A 21,600-nucleotide genomic window follows, 5' to 3' on the forward strand; every position below is an offset into this window, starting at 1 on the left:
TTCGCGACACAAGGTCGCTCCTACAAGAGTCCGCGCAGGGCCATGCAGTGCGTTATTGGCTAGCCAACCCCATCTGCCAAAAGTCCGCCTCCAGGCTGGACGCCTGGCCGAAGATCTCCACCAGCTCGGCAAACCGTTGCTCGGTCATGCTCCGCGCTGCCAGCTCGTCCAGATGCTTGCGCGCCGCTGTGGCGACACCCTGGTAGCCCTCGCCGGCATACTCGGCGATCCACTCGCGGTACGGGTGATTGCCCAGATCGCCAATGCGCTCGGACAACGCCCGGCCAATCTCGGCATAACCGATCACGCAAGGCGCCAGCGCCACATGCAATTCCAGCAGGTCACCCGCGGCACCGCAGTCCAGCACATAGCGGGTATAGGCAACCGTGGCCTGGTGTTCGGGCGCGGCCTCGATATCAGCCTGGGTCAGGCCCCAGCGCGCGCACAGGCGCAAGTGCAGTTCGGTTTCATCCAGAATCGCCGCCAGCCCGGCCTGCGCGGCGCGGATGTCGGCCGGTCGACGGCTCTTGTAGGCAGCCAGTGCCCAGGCGCGGGCGAACTGGATGAGGAACAGGTAATCCTGTACCAGGTAGGTGCGGAAGGCGGCTTCGCTCAACGTACCCTCGCCCATCTGGCGCACGAATTCGTGGTCGACGTAGCTGTTCCACTGCGGCGTGGCGGCAGCCTTGAGGCGGTCGAAGATATCCATGCTCATTTATCCTCCGGGTAGACAGCATCGAAGAAAGCCAGCTCCAGCGCCACGGTGCGCTGGTAGAAGTCACCCGCCAGCACGGCGTCCTGCGGGCCGATGCGGTCGAGTTCGGCTTGCAGGAAGGCAACGAAGTCCTGGAATGCCGGGTTGTCGTGCAGGCTGATCCATTCAGCGTGGACGAAGTTGTCCGGCATCGGCTTTGGCGCCTTCAACGCCCAGTCCAGGTATAGGCCTTCGGCGACGTTGAGCACCGCCAGCGCGGCCGCATAGGACCGGGTGGCCGCCGCTTCGCGCATGATCGCCTTGAAGCCTGCGGTCGGGACGGTGTCGGCTGGTTCGCTGCGTTGTGCGGGGCTTACCCCCAAGGCCTCGAAGGCGCGCAGGAAGTAAGTGTTCTCGTCACTGGAGATCATCCCGGCAAAGCGCCCGAAGCGCAGGCGCGCCTCGAAGGTGTCGGCGGTGGCGATGGCCGCGCCCAGCAAGGTCAGGAAGCTGTCGAGGAAGCGGTGGTCCTGCACCAGGTAGTCGACCATGATCGGGTCCGGCAGGCTGCCGTCGCACAATTGGGTGACGAAGCGGTGGCCAACGGCCGCCGACCAGGTCGGCTCGCTGCTGCGGCGCAGGGACTGGCTGAAGCGTTCGGTCATGTTGCTGTCCTTGATGGGGGTGACAGCGAGACCGCGGTGATTGGCATGGACGGGCCTCGCAGTGAGGCCGGCAAAAAGGCAGGTTTCAAAGTCCCATCCCTTCGCCGGCATGATCCGGATCAGGTTCGAAGGGTCACCGCGCTGCAGCATCCAGCGGTTTCTCAGCCCGTTCCCGGGCTCCCCTTGGTGGCGCTCAGGTATACCCCAGGGCGCCGCAGCTGTCACCACCCAATCTGGGGGAATGGGTGACCCACTAGTGGGGACCCCTCACCCATTTTTGACGCCATGGTATTTAGCGCGCATCAGGCGCCACAAGGATTTGTTTAGAAACATATTCCTCGTATTTGGGTTGGCACACCCGTTGCTCCAGCCCCAGAAACGGGCAAAAAGCCATGATGTCGCAAACGAGGCGCAAGGCAATGAAAACACCTGCCGTGATCCACCCTGCCAGGCATGCATTCCAGCTATCCACCGTCGCTACGCTGATGCTCGGCCTTGGGCTGGTCACGGCAACAGCGGCGCCCATGGACGACAACAGCATGCCCCCGCCGACCGACCCGTCGGCCTACACTGACCAGCCGACTGACCCGACCCAGGCGTTGCTGGACCTGTACAGCATGCCAGAGGCGAATCAAGGCTCACTCGAACTGACCGATGGCGTTTACGGTGACCGGAACACGGTAAGCGCAAACAACGTGTTGCCACCGGCCCTGCAAACCGGGGAAAAATACCCCACCAATGGCAAGCCAAGCCCGCTGTTCGGCGCGTTGCCGTTTACCCAGCAGTTACTGCTGTTCGAGGAATTCGGCACGGAAAGGCTCGACCCCACGCTGCCACCGCCCACTCTGACCTTCCCGGTGCCGACCCTGGGCGCGGCACCAGCTCAGGACCCCAACGTGGTGGCCCGCAGCGGCCCCAGCGGTACAGCCCTGGAAGCCTTCCTCAAACAGCCGGGCCTGTACCCCTTCCCGACCCAGTATTCCAACGTGCTCGACCGCAACCCATGGAAGGCGCAGATCGAGATGTTCCTCAACCGCCAACCGGTCGGTTCGCCTGCGGAAGGCCGGCCACCAGGAAAAGGCTGGTCGCACCAGCGCTGGAACGAGTTCTACCCGCAGGCGGGGTTCAAGACCGCCCAGGCCGGTGCGCGCATCAACCTCGGCCTGCGTGACCGCAAGCAGCTGCACAACTATGCAGTTGGCGAGTTCGCCCCGGGCGGCCTGTACTACCAGACTTCCGATATCCCGAACACACTGGGCACCACCAAGGGCATCGACACCCGCTTCCACCCGAAGATGCCGCTGCAAAACCACAAGTCGCTATGGACCTTCGACGGCACCTTTCCGCCCAAGCTGCTGATGGTGCGCTATGGCCAACCGATCCTGATGCGCCATTACAACGCGTTGCCGATCGACCCCTCGGCCAACGCCGGGTTTGGCCTGCACACCCTTTCGACCCATGAGCACAACGGCCATTCCCCGGCCGAGAGCGATGGCTATGCAAACGCCTACTTCTTCCCGGGGCAGTACTACGATTACCGCTGGCCGCTGCAACTGGCTGGGTATGACACCATCAACACCCGTGCCGAAGACCCACGCGCTGCGTTCCCTTGCTCGGCGGGCGAAACCTTGTTCGTCAACGATGCCAACCCCGGCCTGAAAACCTGCCAGAACGGCAGCATCAAGATTCGTGGTGACTGGCGCGAAACCATGAGCACCCACTGGTTCCACGACCACATGATGGATTTCACGGCGCAGAACGTCTACAAAGGCAACGCCGTGATGATGAACTACTACAGCGCCCTGGACCGCGGCAACGAGGCCCTGCAGGATGGCGTCAACCTGCGTTTCCCCAGTGGCTCGGGCATGCCGTGGGGTAACCGCGACTACGACGTCAACCTGGTGATCGCCGACAAGGCCTGGGATGCCAACGGCCAGCTGTGGTTCAACCCGTTCAACACCGATGGCTTCCTCGGCGACCAGATCCTGGTCAACTGGCAGTACCGGCCAACGCTCAAGGTACGCGCGCGCAGCTACCGCTTCCGTATCCTCAATGGCTCGGTGTCGCGATACCTGAAGCTTGCCGTCGTGCGGGAGATCGCCGGCAACAGCGGCGAGTTCAAAGGCCCTACCGGCTCCAACCTTTCATACGCGCGGGTACCGTTCCACATGATTGCCAACGACGGCAACATCATGGAACACACCGTGCCGTTCGACGGCACCATGGACCTCAACGGTGACGGCAACCTGCAGGACAACAACGGCGTCCTGCCGCTGCAGGGTATCGCCGAACGCTACGACATTATCATCAACTTCGCCAAACACGGCATCAAGGTCGGCGACAAGCTGTACCTGGTCAACCTGGAGGAACATCAGAGCGGCAAGGGCCCGGAGGGTGCCATTGCCCTGGCCGATGTGCTGTCGGAAAAATACAAGGCGGTGATCAAGCAGACCAGCAATGGGCCTGAGTGGGACAACGGCGACCCGGCGATCGGCAAGTTCATGCAGTTCGTGGTTCAGCCCTACAGCGGCCAGGACCTGAGCATGGACCCGGTTGCCTATGAGCCGGCCAAACCGGGCAAGGCCGAAGGCCTGAAAATGCTGCCGCTGCCGATAGACCGTAATTCGGCCACCGACCAGGCCAAGCTCAAGGATGCCCGCCATCGCGAGTTCATCTTCGGGCGCTCGGACGGTACCGACACCCAGCCCTGGACCATCAAGACCGATGGCGGCTTTGGCTACTCCATGGACCCACGTCGCATCAACGCGGCGCCACAGTTGGCCCAGCAGTCTACCGACGGCGGTTTCAGCGGCGACGGCACATTGGAAGTGTGGAAGATCATCAACGGCGGCAATGGCTGGAGCCACCCGGTGCATGTGCACTTCGAGGAAGGCGTGATCCTCAGTCGCGACGGCAAGGCCCCGCCAGAATGGGAAAAATGGGCGCGCAAGGACGTGTATCGCATCGGCCCGGATATCGATTCTTCGGAAGAGGTGGAAGTAGCCCTGCGCTTCCGCGAGTTTGCCGGGACCTACATGGAACATTGCCACAATACCCAGCATGAAGACTCGTCGATGCTGCTGCGCTGGGACCTGGAACACCCAGGCCAGTTCCAGGTGATGCCGACCCCACTACCGGGTTGGGATGGCGTGGAGTACGTGGCTTCGGTTGGGCTGCCGACCTTCCGCACCGAAGACCATGATAACGACGACCCGACCAACAAACCGCCGGTTGCGGCCAACGACAGCGCAGCTACCACGGCCGGCAAGCAGATCACCTTGAACGTGCTGGCCAACGACACCGACCCGGAAAACAACCTGCCGTTGACCGTAGTCGGCCTCAGTCAGCCGGACTCCGGCCAGGGCACTACCAGTACCGACGGCAGCACGGTCACCTACGTCCCACCGGCCACGGTAACCACAGCGTTCACCGCCAGCTTCAACTACACGGCTCGTGACGCCAAGGGCGCCGAATCGGTGGCCCCGGCCACGGTCAGCATTGCGGTGAGCCCGGCAGCGGCGGTCGACCAGATCCAGGTCACCAGTGCCACGGTGCAGGTGCGCAGCGGCAACCGCTTTACCTGGGATATTTCGGGCACCACCACGGTGGCCACCGGCAACAGCATAACCGTGACTGCGGCAACCACCAGTGGCCCGCTGCTGCTGGGTACGGCCACGCTGAGTACCACTACCATCGGCGCCCGTTGGCGCTTGTCGACCACAACCACCGGCAGCGGCCCGGCCACACCGGCGACCGTGACCGTGAAATCGGCGCTGGGGCAGAGCGTGACGGCGCCGGTCAGCATCAGGTAACCGAAAAGCGGGGGCCGCTGTGCGGCCCATCGCTGGCAAGCCAGCTCCCACCTCGACCGCATCGGCTTCAAGCATGTGCAGTCCTTGTGGATGCTGGCTTCCATCTCGCCCCCTGTGGGAGCCGGCTTGCCGGCGATGGGCTGCATGGCAGCCCCGATCCCGTTATCGACGAGGACCGCATCATGTCCGGCTCATGGCGTTTCCTGCTGGTGCTTTCGCTGTTCGCCGCCAGCATCCCGTTCTGGCCGCTGCAACCGCAGCAACCCGTGGCCGAGGAAGCTGCAACTCCGTGGGGTGCCGACTACTTCCCCAACATCCCGCTGCTCACCCAGGACGGTGAAAAGGTGCATTTCTTCGACGACCTGATCAAGAACAAGGTGGTCGCCATCAATTTCATCTTCACCGGCTGCTCCGACTCCTGCCCGGTGGAAACCGCGCGCCTGCGCCAGGTGCAGAAAATCCTCGGTGACCGGGTCGGCAAGGACATCTTCCTCTACTCCATCAGCATCGACCCCTACAACGACACCCCCGCCACCCTCAAGCGCTACGCCGAAAAGTTTGGCATCGGCCCCGGCTGGACGCTGCTCACCGGCGAGCCGGCCGATATCGAACAATTGCGCCGCAGCCTGGGCCTGTACATCGATGGCCTGGAAAACGGCCGCTCCAAGGACCACAACCTGAGCCTGATCATCGGCAACCAGGCCACCGGCCGCTGGATGAAGGCCTCGCCCTTCGAAAACCCGTACATTCTCGCCGACCGCCTGGGCAACAGCCTGCACAACTGGAAACAGGCCAGTGCCATGGCCAATGACTACGCCCAGGCTCCCGAGGTGCGCGCACCCAGCAGTGGCGAGCAACTCTTCCGTACCCGCTGCTCGTCCTGCCACACCCTGGGCAATGCCGAGCCAGGACAACCCGGCATCGGCCCCGACCTGCTCGGCGTGACCCGCCAGCGTGATGCCAACTGGCTGACCCGCTGGCTGAAGGAGCCCGACCAGATGCTGGCCCAGAAAGACCCCCTGGCCATGCTGCTGTACGAACAATACAACCGCGTGGCCATGCCCAACATGCGCCTGGGCGATACCGAAGTCAGCGCGCTGATGAGTTACATGGAGGAAGAAACTGCACGCCTGCAGACGCCGCTGGCCGATAAGGGAAATCCTTAAAGGCAATTGGCCACCAGTCATTAGGCTGTCATCTTACTGTCGTATTTTTCGACCATCACCCAGGGTCGGGAACTATCAGCAGTGATTCGCCGTTCGCTTTCATCCGCCAGCCTTCTGCGGCTGCTGATCCTGATGCTCTGTGCAGCCACCCTGGCCTTTGTCTGGGGGCTGCATGTTTCGCAGAAGGTTGCCGCCCGCCAGGACGCGCTGTCGGCCAAGGCCGCCGAGCACCTGAACCTGGCCAGTATCGTTGGCGAAAGCCTGCGCCAGTTGGTGGATCGCGCCCAGGCCGTGGGCCGGGTCGCTCAGGACGACATGAAGATGCTGAGCCAGGGCAGCGTCAGCCTGGCGCGCATGCTTGCCGAAGACCCGGTATTCAAGCGCATGAGCCTGTACGACCGGCAAGGCCGGCTGTTGTCGGCCAGCCATGCCGACGAGGCCGCCGAGCTGCCCGAAGACTGGCTGCGCCAGCTGCAGCGGCACGTTGCCCGCTACGGTTTCAAACCGTTCCTGCCCAGTGTGCAGCCCCCCGGGCAAGCGACCACCGTGCCCAACTGGCACCTGCCCTTCCTGCTGCCGCTGACCAACCTGCCCGGTCGCGAAATCGACAATATCCTGGTGGTGCAGCTGGACATCGGCTACCTGGCGGTGCTGCTGCAGCACATCGACCTGGGCGGCAGCGGGCTGGTGCGCCTGCTGCAGGATGACGGCCTGGAGCGGGTGCGCATCGATAGCAGCGGCGTGGTGGCCGGTGACGCACTGCTGCCCGGGCTGCCGGACAGCGGCAGTGAAGCAGGCATGCTGACCCAGTACGCGGCCGGCGCCCCCTACCAGAGCCTGTACCGGCGCCTGCCGGAGCGGGGGTTCAGCGTGGTGGTCAGCCAGCGCCAGGACGAAATCCTCGCGCCTTCGACGCTTGCCTATTCCCGGCAGTTCTGGCTGAACCTGAGCATGACCCTGATGATCCTCGCCAGCCTGCTGTGGACCTTGCGCCTGTTGCGCAAGCGCCAGGAGGCCTTCAGCGCGCTGGAACAGGCGCAGCAGGTCAACCAGCAGTTGATCGACCGCCTCGAGGACGAACACCGGCGCAGCAGCCATGCCGCGGCCACCGACCACCTCAGCGGCCTGCACAACCGCCGCCAGTTCGTCGAGGTGGCCGGCCAGGTGCTGACCCGGCAACGCGGCAAGCGCCGGCTGATGGCGATCCTGTTCATCGACATGGACCGCTTCAAGTCGATCAACGACTCGCTCGGGCACAAGATCGGCGACCTGCTGCTGCAGGCCGTTGCCGGGCGTATCCAGCGCCTGCTGGAGCCCGGCGACGAGGCTTCGCGCTTTGGTGGCGACGAGTTCGTGGTGCTGCTGGCCGGCGAGCGCAGCGAGGAGCAGATCAATGCCTGGGTCCGCGTACTGGTGCAGAAGCTGTCGGCCACCTATGCGCTGGACGGCCAGGAGGTCAACACCAGCCCCAGCGTGGGCGTGAGTATCTGCCCGCGCGACGGCCAGGACATCGACAGCCTGATCCGCAGTGCCGATGCCGCAATGTACTCGGCCAAGCAGGCCGGGCGCGCGCAGTACCGTTTCTTCGACCCGTCGCTGAACCTGGCCGACATCCACGCCTTCACCCTCGAACAGGCCTTCGGCAGCGCCTTGGCCGAGCGCCAGTTCGTGCTGCACTACCAGCCACAGATCCGCCTCGACACCCAGCAGGTGCTGGGCTACGAAGCGCTGGTGCGTTGGGACCACCCCGAGTTCGGCCTGCTGTACCCTGACCGGTTCATTGACCTGGCCGAACGCAGCGGCTTCATTGTCGAGCTGGGCTGGGAAGTGTTACGCCTGGCCTGCGAGGCCCTGTCGGGTTGGGACGCCCAAGGCCGGAAGACGCGGCTGGCGGTCAATGTATCTGCGCTGCAGCTACGCCAGGCAGACTTCGCTGCACGGCTACTGAGCGAACTGCAGCAGTACGCCATCGCCCCGCAGCGGCTGGAGCTGGAAATCACCGAAACCACCATCTTAGACCCCGAAGGCACGGCGGTGGCGCACCTGCACACCCTGCGCGACGCCGGCCTGGGCATCAGCCTGGACGATTTCGGCCGCGGCTACGCCGGTTTTGCCCACCTGCATTCGCTGCCGCTGAGCAAGCTGAAGATCGACCGCTCGCTGATTGCGCCTCTGTCCAACAGCCACGACGACAGCCCGATCGTATCGTCCACCATCATCCTTGCCAAACGCCTGGGCCTGGAAGTGGTGGCCGAAGGCGTGGAAACCCGCGAACAAGTGGTGTGCCTGAAGCTTGCCGGCTGCGATATCGCCCAGGGCTACCACTTCAGCCGGCCGCTGTCGCCGGCGCAGTTGCGCGACTACCCGCTTTTCAACGGTGTCGAGGACAAGGCCTGCGTGTAACGCAAGCCAGGACAGGCAATCCATTTCGGTTTATCGTGTGCCCATCATCCACTTGCACCCGCACCATGACCGACATCGAGCGCTACCTCCGCGCCGCCACCCGTGACAACACCCGGCGCAGCTACCAGGCCGCCATCGAGCATTTCGAAACCCACTGGGGCGGTTTTCTCCCGGCCACGGCCGAGAGCATCGCCCGCTACCTGGCCGACCACGCCGACCAGCATGCCGTCAGTACCCTGCGCCAGCGCCTGGCGGCGCTCAGCCAATGGCACATCGCCCAAGGTTTCCCCGACCCGACCAAGGCGCCGCTGGTGCGCCAGGTGCTGCGCGGCATCCGCACCTTGCACCCGACACCGCCCCGGCAGGCGGCGCCGCTGTTGCTGCAGCACCTGCAAAGTGCAGTGGAATGTTTCGAAGAAGAAGCCCGCCAGGCTCGGGAACAGCATGACCTGGCCACCCTGCGCCGGGCGCGTCGCGACGCTGCGCTGCTGTTGCTGGGCTTCTGGCGCGGTTTTCGGGGTGATGAACTGGCACGCCTGCGCGTGGAGCACATCCAGGCCGAGGCCGGCGTCGGCATCACCCTGTTCCTGCCGCGCAGCAAGGGCGACCGCGAAGCCCTGGGCGTACAGCATCGCACCCCGGCCCTCAAGGCCTTGTGCCCGGTCACGGCCTACCTGCAATGGCTGGAAGTCGCCGGCATCGCCCATGGGCCGGTGTTCCGCAAGCTCGACCGCTGGGGCAACCTCGGCGACACCGCGCTCAACAGCAACAGCCTGGTCGGCCTGCTGCGGCGCATGCTGGAGCGCGCCGGGGTACCGGCGGCGCTGTATACCGGGCACTCGCTGCGCCGAGGTTTTGCCACCTGGGCCACGGCCAACGGTTGGGAGCTGAAGGCGCTGATGAGCTATGTGGGCTGGAAAGACGCGAAGTCGGCGTTGCGCTACATCGACGCGGCACAGCGCTTTGGCGAACTGGCCGTGCTACCGGCCAGCCAGGCGCAAAAGCTTATTCCTTGAAGGTGTGACGGGCGATGCCCCCAATTTCCGGGTTGATGGCATACAGGTCGCCAGCGTCGGGGTAATGCTGCAAGTCTTCGGCACTCATGCCCAAGCGCGCGGTGCTGATGAACAAGGTATTCATCCCCTCCCCACCGAAGCAGCAACTGGTAGGGCACGGCACTGGCATCAGTACCTGGTCGGTGAGGTGGCCATGGCGGTCATAGCGTAACAGGCAACTGCCATGGTACTGGCACACCCACAGGCCGCCGTCACGGTCCAGCGCAAGGCCGTCCGGCCGCCCCAGTTCGGCAGGGGTTTCGGCAAACAGAGTGACCGCGCCAAGCCGGCCTTCGGCCAGGTAACTGGCGCGGTAGATCGAGCGCGCCGCCGAGTCCACGAAGTACACCGTGTGGCCGTCCTGCGACCAGGCCAGGCCGGTGGGCAACGCCATGTCGTCGTGGATCACCTGATCGTTCAACTGCCCGTCAAAGCGGAACAGTGCCCCGGTGTTGCCGCTCAGGGCATCGTCCATCAGCCCGGTCACGAATCGGCCCTGCGGGTCGCAGGCGCCGTCGTTGAAACGGTAGGTCGACCGCGGGTGAACCGACACCGAATGCCGGCGCACCTTGCGCAGCGACACGTCGAAGATGGCCACGCTGGCGTCTTCGGTGAAAATCAGGTTGCCCTGGTCGGTCAGCGCCAGCGCACCAATCCGTGCCGCGGATTCGTACAGGCACTCGGCCTGGCCATCAGGCGTCAGGCGGTTGATCCGCCCGCCAGAGATATCGACAAAGTACAACGCGCCGCTGCCTTCATCCCAGACCAGGCTTTCGCCCAGGTCGGCGCGGGTGCTGGCGACGTTGACTGGCACGTAGCGGCATGCCTTGAGGCGGTTGCGCAACTCGCCCACCTCCGCCAGCGTCATGGAACAGGCCAGTCCCAGGCCCTGTGCGGCATCGGTAAACACCGCAACGTTATCGTGGAAAGGCTCTGTGACGGGCATTTGCTGGCTACCTTCGATTCTCCTTTCTACGATAACAACAAAAAAATCAATGACCAAGCGCGGGGTGCGGCAGACTGCAGCGGTCAATCAAGTTCGCGTTGCGCAGCGCCACAGCCGCCCGATATCACAAGCCCGCGCCCGCAGCAGCTCAGCAGCATTGGCACAAGCCTGCTCCAGGCTCATCGGCCCGCTGGCCAAGGCAAAGGCAGCGTCGACGCCATGGGCATACAGCTGCTGGTAGCCTTCACCCAAGGTCCCGGCCAGCACCACCACCGGCACCCCATGGCGCTTGGCAACCCGAGCCACCCCCATCGGCGTCTTGCCACGCAAGGTCTGGGCGTCGAAGCGCCCTTCGCCGGTCACTACCAGGTCTGCACCTTGCACCAAGGCATCCAGGCCGGCCAGTTCGGCCACCACTTCCACCCCAGGGCGGAATTGCGCGCCCATGAAGGCCCGGGCTGCGAACCCCATGCCGCCAGCAGCGCCACAGCCTGGGTAGTCCCGCACATCCTCACCCAGCAGTTGCGCACAATGGTCGGCAAAATGCCCCAGGGCCTGGTCCAGCGCCTGCACCTGCTGTGGGTTGGCGCCCTTCTGCGGGCCGAAGATCGCCGATGCGCCGTTGGCGCCACACAGCGGGTTGTCGACGTCTGCCGCGACTTCGAACTGCACCTCGGCCAGGCGCGGGTCAAGGTCGCTGGCATCGATGCGGGCCAGCTTGGCCAAGGCTAGGCCGCCCTGTTCCAGCGCTTGCCCGTGGGCGTCCAGCAGGCGCAGGCCCAGCGCCCGCAACATGCCGCTACCCGCGTCGTTGGTGGCGCTGCCACCGATAGCCAGCACTACCCTTTGCGCGCCGGCGGCCAGGGCGGCGGCAATCAGCTCGCCGGTACCCCAGGTGCTGCTGCGGCAGGCATCTCGCTGGCCAGTCGGCACCAGTTGCAGGCCACTGGCCTGGGCCATTTCGATGATCGCCGTGCGGCTTTGCGGCAGCCAGCCCCAGCCCGCCTCCACGCTTTGCCCCAACGGCCCGCGTACCGTCTGACGACGCAGCTCGCCGTGGCTGGCGGCAAGAATCGCATCCATGGTGCCTTCGCCACCGTCGGCCATCGGGCACTCGACCAGCTCGGCCTCCGGCCAGGCCTCGCCCATGCCCGCCGCGATGGCGCGGGCGACACCGGCAGCGTCGAGGCTGTCCTTGAACGAGTCGGGGGCAATGACGATCTTCATGGGGTTTCTCCTGTCCTGATGAGCGGCATGCTGACAGGTGGCTGCCAAGGAGGCCTCGGTCAAATGCACAAAACGCCGGACGGGTTGTTTGGGCAGATGCCTTTCACCTGCACTGGCCCTTCAGTCGGCAGGCAGCAGCTGCAACCCCAGGTACAAGCTAAGCATCCCTTCCATGCGCAGCGGGTCGACCTCGCCCAGCTCGGCAATCCGCTCCAGGCGGTAGCGCAAGCTGTTGCGGTGGATGCCCAAGGCATCGGCACAGGCCTGGCTCTGGCCGTCATGGGCACACCAGGCGCGCAGGGTGGCGAGCAATTGCCCGCTGCTGTCCTTGCTGCGAATACGTTGCAACGGCTCCAGCAATTCATCCAGCGCATCGTCGTTGCGGTGCCGCCATAGCAATGCCGGCAACCGGTAGCGCTGCAGGCTGAGCAAGCGCTCGCCGGGCAGTACCTCGCGCCCATAGGCCAACAGGTCGCGCACCCGGCGATAACCCCGGCGCAGTTGCTCCAGGCTTTGCGCGACACTGCCCAGGGCCAGCCGCTCCACGTCCCAGCCATGGCGCTGCAGGCGTTCCAGCAGGCGAGTTTCGTCCAGCGCCACACCTGCCGGGCGACACCACAGCAACGACTGGCGGGCCGGGCTTACGCACCAACTGTCCGGGTAGCGGCTCATCAACCATGCCGCCAGGGTTTCGGCGGCTGGCCCCGAGGCCAGCTCGAAAAGGCACGGCACCCGCGGCAGCTGGGGCTTGAGGCCCAGTTGCCGGGCCTCGTCGAGCAACCGGGGAGAATCGCCGCTGCCGCCCAGCAACAGGGCCAGCAAATCGTCACAGCGCTGGCGTCGCCATTGCTGGTCGGCCTGCAAATGGCGCTGGGCCAGCAGCATCTCGGCGGTCATGCGCACCAGCTCGCCATAGGTGCGCACTTGCTGCGGGTCACCGGTCAAGCCGAGTACGCCCATCAATCGGCCATCCAGCATCAGCGGCAGGTTCACCCCGGGCTGCACGCCCTTCAGGCACTTGGCAGCGTCCGTATCCAGCTCGACGATGCGGCCGTTGGCCAGCACCAGTTGCGCACCCTCGTGGCGGGTGTTGATACGCTCAGGTTCGCCACTGCCGAGGATCAAACCCTGGCTGTCCATGACATTGACGTTGCATGGCAGAATGGCCATCGCGCGGTCAACGATATCCTGCGCCAGGTCATGGTCGAGTTCGAACATTGAGCGGTCCTTTGGGTGTCAGGGATTTGGGCTCGGGCACAGCAGCCCGGTGCAAGTGCTGTGCAAAAGCACAAAGACAGGCACGCCGCAGTCCCCGAGACTCGTCAGGGCGAGCGCCGGAACAGGCGACGCGGCGACAACCATAACAACAGAGAACCCGATCATGGCATACAGCCCCGCCCCTGACCAAGGCACGGACACCACCCGCAACGCGCTGTACCGGCGCATCACCCTGCGGCTGATTCCGTTCATTTTCATCTGCTACCTGTTCAACTACCTGGACCGCGTCAACGTCGGCTTTGCCAAGCTGCAGATGCTCGACGCCCTGAAGTTCAGCGAAACGGTGTACGGCCTTGGCGCCGGCATCTTCTTCATCGGCTATGTGCTCTGCGGCCTGCCGAGCAACCTGGCGCTCAACCGCTTCGGCCCGCGGCGCTGGATCGCGCTGATGATGATCGCCTGGGGCAGCCTCTCCACCTGCCTGCTGTTCGTCACCACGCCCACCGAGTTCTATGCCTTGCGCCTGTTGACCGGCGCCGCCGAAGCCGGCTTCTTCCCGGGCGTGGTGCTGTACCTTTCGCGCTGGTTCCCGGCGGCCCGCCGCGGCCGCATCATGGCGCTGTTCATGTCGGCGATCCCGGTATCGGGCCTGCTCGGCGGGCCGTTCTCCGGCTGGATCCTCCAACACTTCGCCGCGGGCCAGCACGGCCTGGCCGGCTGGCAATGGATGTTCCTGATCCAGGGCCTGCCGACCGTTGCCTTGGGTGTACTGGCGGTGTTCCTGCTCAGTGACGGCTACCAGAAAGCCGCCTGGCTGAGCCCGTCCGAACGTCAGCTGATCGCCGCCGACCTGGACGCCGATGCCGCCAGCAAGCCGAGTACCACCGGCGACGGCGTGCTCGCCGTGCTGACCAACCCGCTGATCTGGACCTTCGGCTTTGTCTACTTCTGCATCCAGAGCGGTGTGTATGCGATCAACTTCTGGCTGCCGTCGATCATCAAGAACATGGGCTTCGACAACCCGCTGCTGATCGGCTGGCTCAGCGCCATCCCGTACCTGCTGGCCGGCGTGTTCATGATCCTCTGCGGGCGTTCTGCCGACCTGCGCAATGAGCGCCGCTGGCATCTTGTGGTGCCGATGCTGATGGGCGCCATCGGCCTGCTGATCGCGGTGAACTTCGCCGGCAACCCGACCATTGCCATCCTCGGCCTGTCGATCGCCACCATGGGCGCGCTCACCGGCCTGCCGATGTTCTGGCCGATGCCCACCGCGCTGCTCAGCGCCGGCGCGGCTGTCGCGGGCCTTGCGATCATCAACTCGGTGGGCCAGATGGCCGGTTTCCTCAGCCCGTACCTGGTCGGTTTCATCAAGGACCAGACCGGCTCGACCGATGCTGCGTTGTATTCGCTGGCGGCGTTGATCGTGTTTGGTAGCCTGGTGGCCTTGCGAGTTACCCGGGCTGGTGCGCTGAGTACTGCAAGGGCCAGTTGAGGCATTCGCGGGTAAACCCGCTCCCACAGGATCACCACCAACTTGAAGATTGTGGGATCCATGTGGGAGCGGGTTCACCCGCGAAGAGGCCCGCCCAGGCCACACACAATCCACACCCTCCACCGATCGTCAGCTCAACGCATCCCCTCCCCAGCCCAGGCGTCAAATGGTTCCAAAGGTCCCTTTGGAGAACCCCCATGACCCAGCACGCCGTGGCTCGCCTGGCCCAACTCGACGAACACCGCCCCCTGCGCGTCCAGGCCGGCAGCGAGGAGATCATCCTCATCCGCCAGGGCGACCAGGTGCACGCCTACCAGGGCAACTGCCCCCACGAAGGCGCGCCACTCAATGAAGGCGTGGTATGCGGCGGCCTGCTGGTGTGCCCCTGGCACAAGGCCGCGTTCGCCGTGGACGAGGGCGCGGTCTGCGAGCCTCCGGCCCTGGCCGACCTGCGCCGCTACAAAACCTGGGTCAAGGGCGACGAAGTCTGGGTCGACGACCAACCCCTGCCCAGAACCGAGCCGCCCCGCCACAGCGACGCCCGCTGTTTCGTGGTGGTCGGCGCTGGTGCCGCGGGCAGTGCCGCAGTTTCCACCCTGCTGGCCCATGGCTTTGCCGGCCGCCTGGTCTGGATCGATCAGGAGCGCCAACCAGCCTACGATCGTACTTCCCTGAGCAAATTCGTGATCGCCGGGCAGATGCCGCCCGATGAAGTACCGGCCCTGCTCGAGCCCGATGCTCTGCGCAAGGGCCAGCTGGAGCGCAAGCATGGCAAGGTGCGCACCCTGAACACCCAGAAACGCCAGGTCACCCTGACCGACGGCCAGCAGATCGACTACGACGCCTGCCTGCTGGCCACCGGCGGCAAGGCGCTGCGGCCCGATATCCCGGGCGTCGACCTGCCTGGGGTATTTACCCTGCGTTCACGGGAGGATGCCGCGCACCTGCTGGATGCTGCCGAGCCCGGCCAGCCGGCAGTGATCGTCGGCGATGGCTTCATCGGCCTGGAAGCCGCGTCGGCCTTGCGCAAGTACGGCGTGCAGGTGCACCTGATCACCCGCCATGAAGTCCCCCTGGCGCGGCAACTGGGCGAGCGCATTGGCCGTAGCATCCGCGAGTTGCACGAACGCAAGGGGGTCACCTTCCACGGCCCTACCGAGGTCGAACGGATCGAGGGCCAGGACAAGGTCGAGGCCGTGCTGCTGGCCAACGGTGAGCGGCTACAGACGCCATTGGTGCTGCTGGGCACCGGGGTAAGACCTGCGACCGCGTTCATTCAGGGCGTACTGCTGACCGAGGACAAGTCAGTGCAAGTGGACGCCGAAATGCGCGCTGCAGATGGCCTGTGGGCCGCGGGGGATATCGCCACCTTCCCCCTCAGCGGGCGCCCGGTGCGTATCGAACACTGGCGGCTGGCCCAGCAACATGGGGTGATCGCCGCCGCCAACATGCTCGGCGAGCAGCGCCGTTACGCCGACGTACCGTTCTTCTGGACCTACCAGCACGGCCGCACCTACGAAGTACTGGGCCACGCGCGGGACTGGAACCGTATCGAGTTCGTCGGAGAGCCGGAAAAAGGCGACTTCATTGCCTTGCAATGCGTGGATGAGCGGGTCGAGGCAGTTGTCGCCAAGGGCTATTCCGATGCCATGGCGACGCTGTCGCAACGCCTGAAGCGCCCGTTGACCTTGCAGGAGGCCTTGGCGCTGATCGGCTGAAGCTGCCTTTCATTGCGCCCCGGTTGTGTGTAAAACGGGTAGATCAGCCGACTGCACAAGGACCCAAGCGCATGATCTACCGCCCCCTCGGCCACAGTGGCCTGCAGGTTTCCGCCCTTACCCTGGGCAGCATGATGTTCGGCGAGCAGACCAGCACCGAGGACGCCCTGCGCATCATCGACAAGGCCTGGGACCAGGGCATCAACTTCATCGACACTGCAGATGTGTACAACGCCGGACGCGCGGAGGAAATCGTCGGCGAAGCGGTGGCCCGCCATCGCCATGACTGGATCGTGGCCAGCAAGGTCGGCTTTGGCCCGGCCGATGGCCTTCCCAACCGCAGCGGCCTGTCGCGCAAGCACATCTTCAATGCCCTCGATGCCACGCTGACGCGCATGGACATGGACTACCTGGACATCTACTACCTGCACCGCGAAGACCACAAGGTGCCGCTGGAAGAAACCGTGCAGGCCATCGGCGACCTGCTGCGCCAAGGCAAGATCCGCTACTGGGGCGTGTCCAACTTCCGCGGCTGGCGCATCGCCGAGGCCTGCCACATTGCCGAGCGCCTGGGCGTGCCCAGGCCGGTGGTGAGCCAGCCGCTGTACAACATCGTCAATCGCCAGGCCGAACCGGAGCAGCTTACCGCTGCGGCCGCCCATGGCCTGGGCGTGGTGCCATTCAGCCCGCTCGCGCGGGGCGTGCTCAGCGGCAAATATGCGCCGGGGGCGGTGCCGGATGCCGGTAGCCGTGCCGGGCGCCAGGACAAGCGCATCATGGAGGTGGAATGGCGCCAGGAGTCGCTGGCCATTGCCCGGCAGATCCAGGCCTATGTGGAAGCCAAGGGCGTGGGTATCGTCGAGTTCGCGATTGCCTGGGTACTGAACAATCGGCTGGTCAGTTCGGCGATTGTCGGGCCGCGGACCGAAGAACAGTGGGATACCTATGGCGGGGCGCTGGCGGTGAAGATTACCGCGGAGGATGAAGCGTTCATTGATTCGCTGGTCACGCCGGGGCATGCCTCGACGCCGGGGTTCAATGATGTGGCGCATTATGTGAGTGGGCGGTTGGCCCGTAGCTGATCGTTCTCCTGTCCTGGCCTCTTCGCGGGCACGCCCGCTCCTACAGGATTGCCCATGACTCCAGGGCCTGTGCAACCGCTGTGGGAGCGGGTTCACCCGCGAAGAGGCCGGAACCTTTAACCCAGCTGCGCCAGGGCCTGCGCGGCATAGGCATGCGAACGCTGCCGCGCCAGCGGGTCGTGGATGCGGCAGTCGATCATCAGTTCATCCGCACCGGTCTGCTCGATCAGCGTGCGCAACCCTTCCCTTACCCGGTCCGGCCCGCCGGCCACGGTGCAGGCCATCACCTGCTCAAGTACTGCGCGTTCATGGCCCGGCAGGCTCTCGACATAACCCTCCTGCGGCTTGGGCAGCAGGCCGAAGCGCCCGACGTGCAAGTCCAGCATCCACTTGCGATGGGAGCTGGCCAGGTAATCCGCCTCGGCATCGCTATCGGCGGCGAACAGGTTCATGCCCACCATCACATACGGCTTGGCCAGTTGTGCCGAAGGCTGGAAGTTGGCCCGGTAATGGGCAATGGCCTGCAGCAGGTAGCGCGGGGCAAAGTGCGAGGCGAAGGCATAGGGCAGGCCCAGTTTCGCTGCCAGGTCGGCACCGAACAGGCTGGAGCCGAGAATCCACACCGGTATGTCATGCTTGCCAGGCACGCCGCGTACCCGCCGTTTGCCATTGTCAGCCAGGTAGTCGCGCAGTTCGGCGATGTCCTGGCTGAAGTCGCGCTCTGGCGCAGCACCACGCAAGGCGCGCACGGTAGGCCCGGAGCTGCCCGGCGCACGGCCAAGGCCCAGGTCGATGCGGCCAGGGTGCAGGGTGTCGAGCGTACCGAACTGCTCGGCCACCACCAGCGGCGCGTGGTTGGGCAGCATGATGCCACCGGCGCCGACGCGGATATGCCGGGTGGCGTTGGCGATTTCGTTGATGACCAGTGACGTGGCGGCCGAGCCGATGCCCGGCATGTCGTGGTGCTCGGCGATCCAGTAGCGGCTGTAGTGCTGTTGCTCGACATGGCGCGCCAGTTGGCGGGACTCTTCGATCGCGTCGGCGAAGGTCTTGCCTTCGCCGATCATGACCAGGTCCAGTACGGACAGTGCAGTCATGGGGTCTCCACAGGGATTATCAGTGACTGCCAGTTTCCCTGCTGCGCAGCCAGTGATAAACCCGGCTTCAGGCCCGGCATAGGGGCCTGCCATTCCCCAATCAGTCTTCCCAGGGCACGCCCGGTTCCCAGCTGGCTACCAGCAGGTCGATGAAGCCGCGTACCCGTGGCGACAGGTGGCGCTTGCTTGGGTACACGATGCGAATCGGGTCCGCCGGTGGCCGATAGGCTTGCAGCACCTCCACCAGGGTGCCGGCGCGCAGGTCGTCGCCGGTAATGTAGGTGGGCAGGTGAATCAGCCCGAAACCCGCCCGGGCGCCGGCGAGCATCGCCTCGGAGCTGTCGATGTTCAGCCGCCCGGGGTCTTCGCACAGGTGCAGCCCCGCTTCGGTATGAAAGCGCCACGGCATGACCTTTTCGCCGGCCAGGAAGGCGATCTTGTCATGGCCGTAGAGGTCGCCGGGCACCTGTGGTACGCCGCGTGCGTCCAGGTATGCGGGCGAGGCGCAGGTGACGAACTGCTGCCAGGCCACCGTACGGGTCAAGAGTTGCGAGTCTTCCTTCGGTACACCGATACGCACCGCAACGTCGATACCCTCCTCGACCAGGTCGACGAAACGGTCGGTGAAGCGTATATCCGCGCGCAGCTCGGGCCACTGCTTCAGGTAACGGTCGAGAATCGGCAGCACATGGCGCTGGCCGAACGACAGGGGTGCTGTCAGGCGCAGGGTGCCGGTGGGCTTGCCACGGCGCTGGGCCATGGTGCTTTCCACCTCGTCCAGGTCATCCAGAATCTGCCGCCAGCGCTCGTAGGCCACCAGGCCCTCGTCGGTCAGGCTCAGCTTGCGCGTGGTGCGGTTGAGCAAGCGTACGGCCATGCGCGCCTCCAGGCGAGCGATGCTCTTGCCCACCGCCGAGCGCGTCAGGCCCAAGGTGGCGGCGGCGGCGGTAAAACTGCCGGCCCTCGCGGCGCTGACGAAGGCGGCGATGTCGCCGAAGCGGTTGGGTTCCATGGGTGGTTCCTGAGTCTGGTGCGGCTGGTTTAGATAGGTATGGATTTGTGAAATGCAAGCAGGGCTGTCGAGAGCGATCAAGCGAAGACCTTGATCACCAGTAAATGCACCGGATAGAACAGGTAACCCCAACGCCCCACCGCAGGCACCCGCCAACCCTCCTGACGCAGCAACGACCACCCGAGCGGAATCGCCAAGGCCGCGGCCATCAGCGTCAGCACGGTAAACGGCGCCAACAGATGCTCCTGCAACCAGCTGTTGGTCAGGTTCCCACCCATGGCCAACAGGCCGGGCAACAACCAGGCCGCCCCTTCCTTGCGCCGGGCCATCAACCAGGCGCCCGGCAGCATCACCCCCGGCAGCCCGTACATCAGCTGTTCGCTGAACAGCCACCCTGCAAGCAGACCGGCAAAACCAAGCACGCGCGCCGAAATCAACGGATGATGCACACCCCAGGCAACCAGCAACCCCAACACCAGGGTCGGCATCACGCTGAACGTTGACGAACCACTGTCCAGCCAACGGTACGCAGGTTCCGACAGCACCGCGAACACCAGCATCAGCCCCAGATAACGCAGGTTGCCGCGGGTATAGAGCGCACCGCACCTGGTGCGCGCCACATTCACCGCAATCGCCAGGCAAAACAGTGGAAACGCCAACCGGCCAACCACGAACAAGCCATCGGCATCAGGCCACAGAAAACGCAGGTGGTCGGCGACCATGGTCAGCATCGCCGTCCACTTGACCAGGTCCAGCCCGGCTGAACGCACGCCTCAGCGCCCGCGCTCGACTGTGGCAGGCCCCAGGTAGCGATCGGTCCAGGCGGCCAGCGGCAAAGGTGGCTGCTGCTCGACGATCCGTCGCCAGATCAGCACCAGGTCGTCGCCATTGAACGCCGCCCCTGGCCCGGCACCCTCCCACAGCGATGGCACATCGGCAATCCAGTGCCCCTGGCTGTCTCGGTGGGCCATGTTGAAGCGGAACGTGTAGTTACCCGGGATGCCCATGCGCAGGTCGCTGACCACCAGCGCATCGCCGACCTGGTCGTAGCGCAGCCAGTCATCGGTGAACCAGCGCAAGCGCTGGTGCAACGGGTGCCCGGCCAGTGCTTGCGCCAGTTGAAGATTACGCGGCAAACGTTGCATTTCTGGCGGATGCTGGTCGAACCCGCTGCTGATGCCTTCGTAGTAATCGCCATCCGGGGTCTTGGCCAGCACCCGCCAGACCAGGCTGTTGAACGCTATCGGCACGGCACGCACCTGGCTGACAGCGATGCCTTGGCGGTCGAGGGCAGCCTGGAACCGCTGCTCGGCCGCCATGCGTCCGGCCAGGCCGAACCCCAGGTAGGCTGCGCTGAAGAGCAAGGCCAAGGTCATTAGCTGCACCGCCTTGCTTGTCAGCCCCTTGATGCTTGCGTAGATCACCGCGGCCAGCAGCGGCAATGTGTAGACCGGGTCGATGATGAACACCGCCGCCCAGCTTTCCGGGGTGGCCTGCAAGGGCCAGAACAACTGCGTGCCGTAGACCGTGAAGGCGTCGAGCAACGGGTGGGTGACCAGCACCAGCCAGAACGCCAGGAACAGCCTGGGCAAGGTATAGCCTTTGCCTGGCCAGCATTTGTTGACCAGCCAGGCCAGCAGCAAGGCCAGGCCGGTGAGCACGAACAAGGAATGAGAAAAGCCGCGGTGGTAGGTCATCTGCGACACCGGGTCGGCGTAGCGGATGATCACGTCCAGGTCGGGAAGCGTGCCCAGCGCCGCACCATACAACAGCGAGCGGCGGCCCTGGATGCGGCCGAGCACGGTACCTTGCAAGGCCGCGCCGAGTACGGCTTGGGTGATGGAGTCCAAGGGTGGCATTCCTGAAAAGGTGGTTTCCAGAAGCTACCTTCATCCCGCCCTGATGCGCAATTCCCTTGGTTATGGGCTTTCATTGTGGGAGATGGCCCAGCCCTTTGGGCTGCGCTGTCGCGTAGATAACTGAAATTGCAAGCACTCCGCATACCCTGTGGGA

Annotated in this window: 16 protein-coding genes and 1 riboswitch; of the genes, 7 read left to right on the forward strand and 9 right to left on the reverse strand. The window is 64.9% G+C overall.

From position 1 onward, the window contains the following. Positions 1–52 precede the first annotated feature (52 nt). Both tenA and RR51_RS11825 read right to left on the reverse strand, forming a co-directional pair. Positions 53–715 (reverse strand): thiaminase II, encoded by a 663-nt coding sequence (tenA, locus tag RR51_RS11820; protein WP_039613598.1) that lies wholly within the window; start codon positions 713–715, stop codon positions 53–55. Then, positions 712–1,359: a TenA family protein gene (locus RR51_RS11825; RefSeq protein ID WP_039613705.1), complete on the reverse strand. Its 648-nt coding sequence runs from the start codon at positions 1,357–1,359 to the stop codon at positions 712–714. Before RR51_RS11825 ends, tenA begins: the two co-directional genes overlap by 4 nt. A 79-nt stretch (positions 1,360–1,438) precedes the next feature. Beyond that, positions 1,439–1,553, reverse strand: a riboswitch (TPP riboswitch). Between the two features lie 225 nt (positions 1,554–1,778). Here RR51_RS11825 and RR51_RS11830 point away from each other — a divergent pair. From RR51_RS11830 to RR51_RS11845, 4 genes are all read left to right on the forward strand, one after another. Continuing rightward, complete coding sequence (locus RR51_RS11830; protein ID WP_039613599.1) at positions 1,779–5,171, forward strand: Ig-like domain-containing protein; 3,393 nt, start codon at positions 1,779–1,781, stop codon at positions 5,169–5,171. 182 nt (positions 5,172–5,353) lie between these two features. Further along, entirely contained in the window at positions 5,354–6,337 is a 984-nt protein-coding gene (locus tag RR51_RS11835) for an SCO family protein (RefSeq protein WP_039613600.1), read from the forward strand. 81 nt (positions 6,338–6,418) lie between these two features. Next, positions 6,419–8,740, forward strand: coding sequence for a putative bifunctional diguanylate cyclase/phosphodiesterase (locus RR51_RS11840; protein ID WP_039613601.1), 2,322 nt, complete (start codon positions 6,419–6,421; stop codon positions 8,738–8,740). Positions 8,741–8,805: 65 nt separating this feature from the next. Beyond that, positions 8,806–9,756 (forward strand): site-specific integrase, encoded by a 951-nt coding sequence (locus RR51_RS11845; RefSeq protein ID WP_003259950.1) that lies wholly within the window; start codon positions 8,806–8,808, stop codon positions 9,754–9,756. Here RR51_RS11845 and RR51_RS11850 read toward each other — a convergent pair. The 3 genes from RR51_RS11850 to RR51_RS11860 all read right to left on the reverse strand — a co-directional run bounded on the left by RR51_RS11850 (position 9,746) and on the right by RR51_RS11860 (position 13,186). Further along, positions 9,746–10,663 (reverse strand): SMP-30/gluconolactonase/LRE family protein, encoded by a 918-nt coding sequence (locus tag RR51_RS11850; protein WP_232109093.1) that lies wholly within the window; start codon positions 10,661–10,663, stop codon positions 9,746–9,748. The two genes, RR51_RS11845 and RR51_RS11850, sit on opposite strands and share 11 nt — an antisense overlap. 165 nt (positions 10,664–10,828) lie before the next feature. Further along, the gene (locus RR51_RS11855; RefSeq protein WP_039613603.1) at positions 10,829–11,968 is read right to left on the reverse strand and encodes a glycerate kinase; all 1,140 of its coding nucleotides are present in this window, start codon (positions 11,966–11,968) and stop codon (positions 10,829–10,831) included. A gap of 120 nt (positions 11,969–12,088) precedes the next feature. Next, on the reverse strand, positions 12,089–13,186 hold the full coding sequence (locus tag RR51_RS11860; RefSeq protein WP_039613604.1) for a sugar diacid recognition domain-containing protein: 1,098 nt from the start codon (positions 13,184–13,186) through the stop codon (positions 12,089–12,091). A gap of 163 nt (positions 13,187–13,349) precedes the next feature. Between RR51_RS11860 and RR51_RS11865 the strand changes: the two genes are divergently transcribed. The 3 genes from RR51_RS11865 (at position 13,350) to RR51_RS11875 (ending at position 17,478) form a co-directional block, all read left to right on the forward strand. Next, positions 13,350–14,678, forward strand: a complete 1,329-nt coding sequence (locus RR51_RS11865) for an MFS transporter (protein ID WP_039613605.1) — start codon at positions 13,350–13,352, stop codon at positions 14,676–14,678. Positions 14,679–14,875: 197 nt separating this feature from the next. Further along, positions 14,876–16,396, forward strand: a complete 1,521-nt coding sequence (locus tag RR51_RS11870; RefSeq protein ID WP_039613606.1) for an FAD-dependent oxidoreductase — start codon at positions 14,876–14,878, stop codon at positions 16,394–16,396. A gap of 71 nt (positions 16,397–16,467) precedes the next feature. Beyond that, on the forward strand, positions 16,468–17,478 hold the full coding sequence (locus tag RR51_RS11875) for an aldo/keto reductase (protein ID WP_039613607.1): 1,011 nt from the start codon (positions 16,468–16,470) through the stop codon (positions 17,476–17,478). Between the two features lie 116 nt (positions 17,479–17,594). Here RR51_RS11875 and RR51_RS11880 read toward each other — a convergent pair whose 3' ends face one another. The 4 genes from RR51_RS11880 to RR51_RS11895 all read right to left on the reverse strand — a co-directional run bounded on the left by RR51_RS11880 (position 17,595) and on the right by RR51_RS11895 (position 21,437). Next, positions 17,595–18,575: an LLM class flavin-dependent oxidoreductase gene (locus tag RR51_RS11880; RefSeq protein ID WP_039613608.1), complete on the reverse strand. Its 981-nt coding sequence runs from the start codon at positions 18,573–18,575 to the stop codon at positions 17,595–17,597. A gap of 100 nt (positions 18,576–18,675) precedes the next feature. Continuing rightward, positions 18,676–19,587 (reverse strand): LysR family transcriptional regulator, encoded by a 912-nt coding sequence (locus RR51_RS11885; RefSeq protein WP_039613609.1) that lies wholly within the window; start codon positions 19,585–19,587, stop codon positions 18,676–18,678. A 77-nt stretch (positions 19,588–19,664) separates the two neighbouring features. After that, on the reverse strand, positions 19,665–20,357 hold the full coding sequence (locus tag RR51_RS11890; RefSeq protein WP_039613610.1) for a TraX family protein: 693 nt from the start codon (positions 20,355–20,357) through the stop codon (positions 19,665–19,667). Between the two features lie 3 nt (positions 20,358–20,360). Next, positions 20,361–21,437 (reverse strand): metal-dependent hydrolase, encoded by a 1,077-nt coding sequence (locus tag RR51_RS11895; protein WP_039613611.1) that lies wholly within the window; start codon positions 21,435–21,437, stop codon positions 20,361–20,363. Between the last annotated feature and the right edge of the window lie 163 nt (positions 21,438–21,600).

The organism is Pseudomonas sp. C5pp, assembly GCF_000814065.1.
GTDB lineage: Bacteria > Pseudomonadota > Gammaproteobacteria > Pseudomonadales > Pseudomonadaceae > Aquipseudomonas > Aquipseudomonas asiatica.

Bases quoted from the DNA above. Each gene is read 5' to 3' on its own strand.
- RR51_RS11870 (WP_039613606.1), top strand. From the start codon at position 14,876: ATGACCCAGCACGCCGTGGCTCGCCTGGCCCAACTCGACGAACACCGC.
- RR51_RS11845 (WP_003259950.1), top strand. From the start codon at position 8,806: ATGACCGACATCGAGCGCTACCTCCGCGCCGCCACCCGTGACAACACC.
- RR51_RS11875 (WP_039613607.1), top strand. From the start codon at position 16,468: ATGATCTACCGCCCCCTCGGCCACAGTGGCCTGCAGGTTTCCGCCCTT.
- RR51_RS11825 (WP_039613705.1), bottom strand. From the start codon at position 1,359: ATGACCGAACGCTTCAGCCAGTCCCTGCGCCGCAGCAGCGAGCCGACC.
- RR51_RS11865 (WP_039613605.1), top strand. From the start codon at position 13,350: ATGGCATACAGCCCCGCCCCTGACCAAGGCACGGACACCACCCGCAAC.
- tenA (WP_039613598.1), bottom strand. From the start codon at position 715: ATGAGCATGGATATCTTCGACCGCCTCAAGGCTGCCGCCACGCCGCAG.
- RR51_RS11860 (WP_039613604.1), bottom strand. From the start codon at position 13,186: ATGTTCGAACTCGACCATGACCTGGCGCAGGATATCGTTGACCGCGCG.
- RR51_RS11880 (WP_039613608.1), bottom strand. From the start codon at position 18,575: ATGACTGCACTGTCCGTACTGGACCTGGTCATGATCGGCGAAGGCAAG.
- RR51_RS11885 (WP_039613609.1), bottom strand. From the start codon at position 19,587: ATGGAACCCAACCGCTTCGGCGACATCGCCGCCTTCGTCAGCGCCGCG.
- RR51_RS11830 (WP_039613599.1), top strand. From the start codon at position 1,779: ATGAAAACACCTGCCGTGATCCACCCTGCCAGGCATGCATTCCAGCTA.
- RR51_RS11855 (WP_039613603.1), bottom strand. From the start codon at position 11,968: ATGAAGATCGTCATTGCCCCCGACTCGTTCAAGGACAGCCTCGACGCT.
- RR51_RS11835 (WP_039613600.1), top strand. From the start codon at position 5,354: ATGTCCGGCTCATGGCGTTTCCTGCTGGTGCTTTCGCTGTTCGCCGCC.
- RR51_RS11850 (WP_232109093.1), bottom strand. From the start codon at position 10,663: ATGACGCTGGCGGAGGTGGGCGAGTTGCGCAACCGCCTCAAGGCATGC.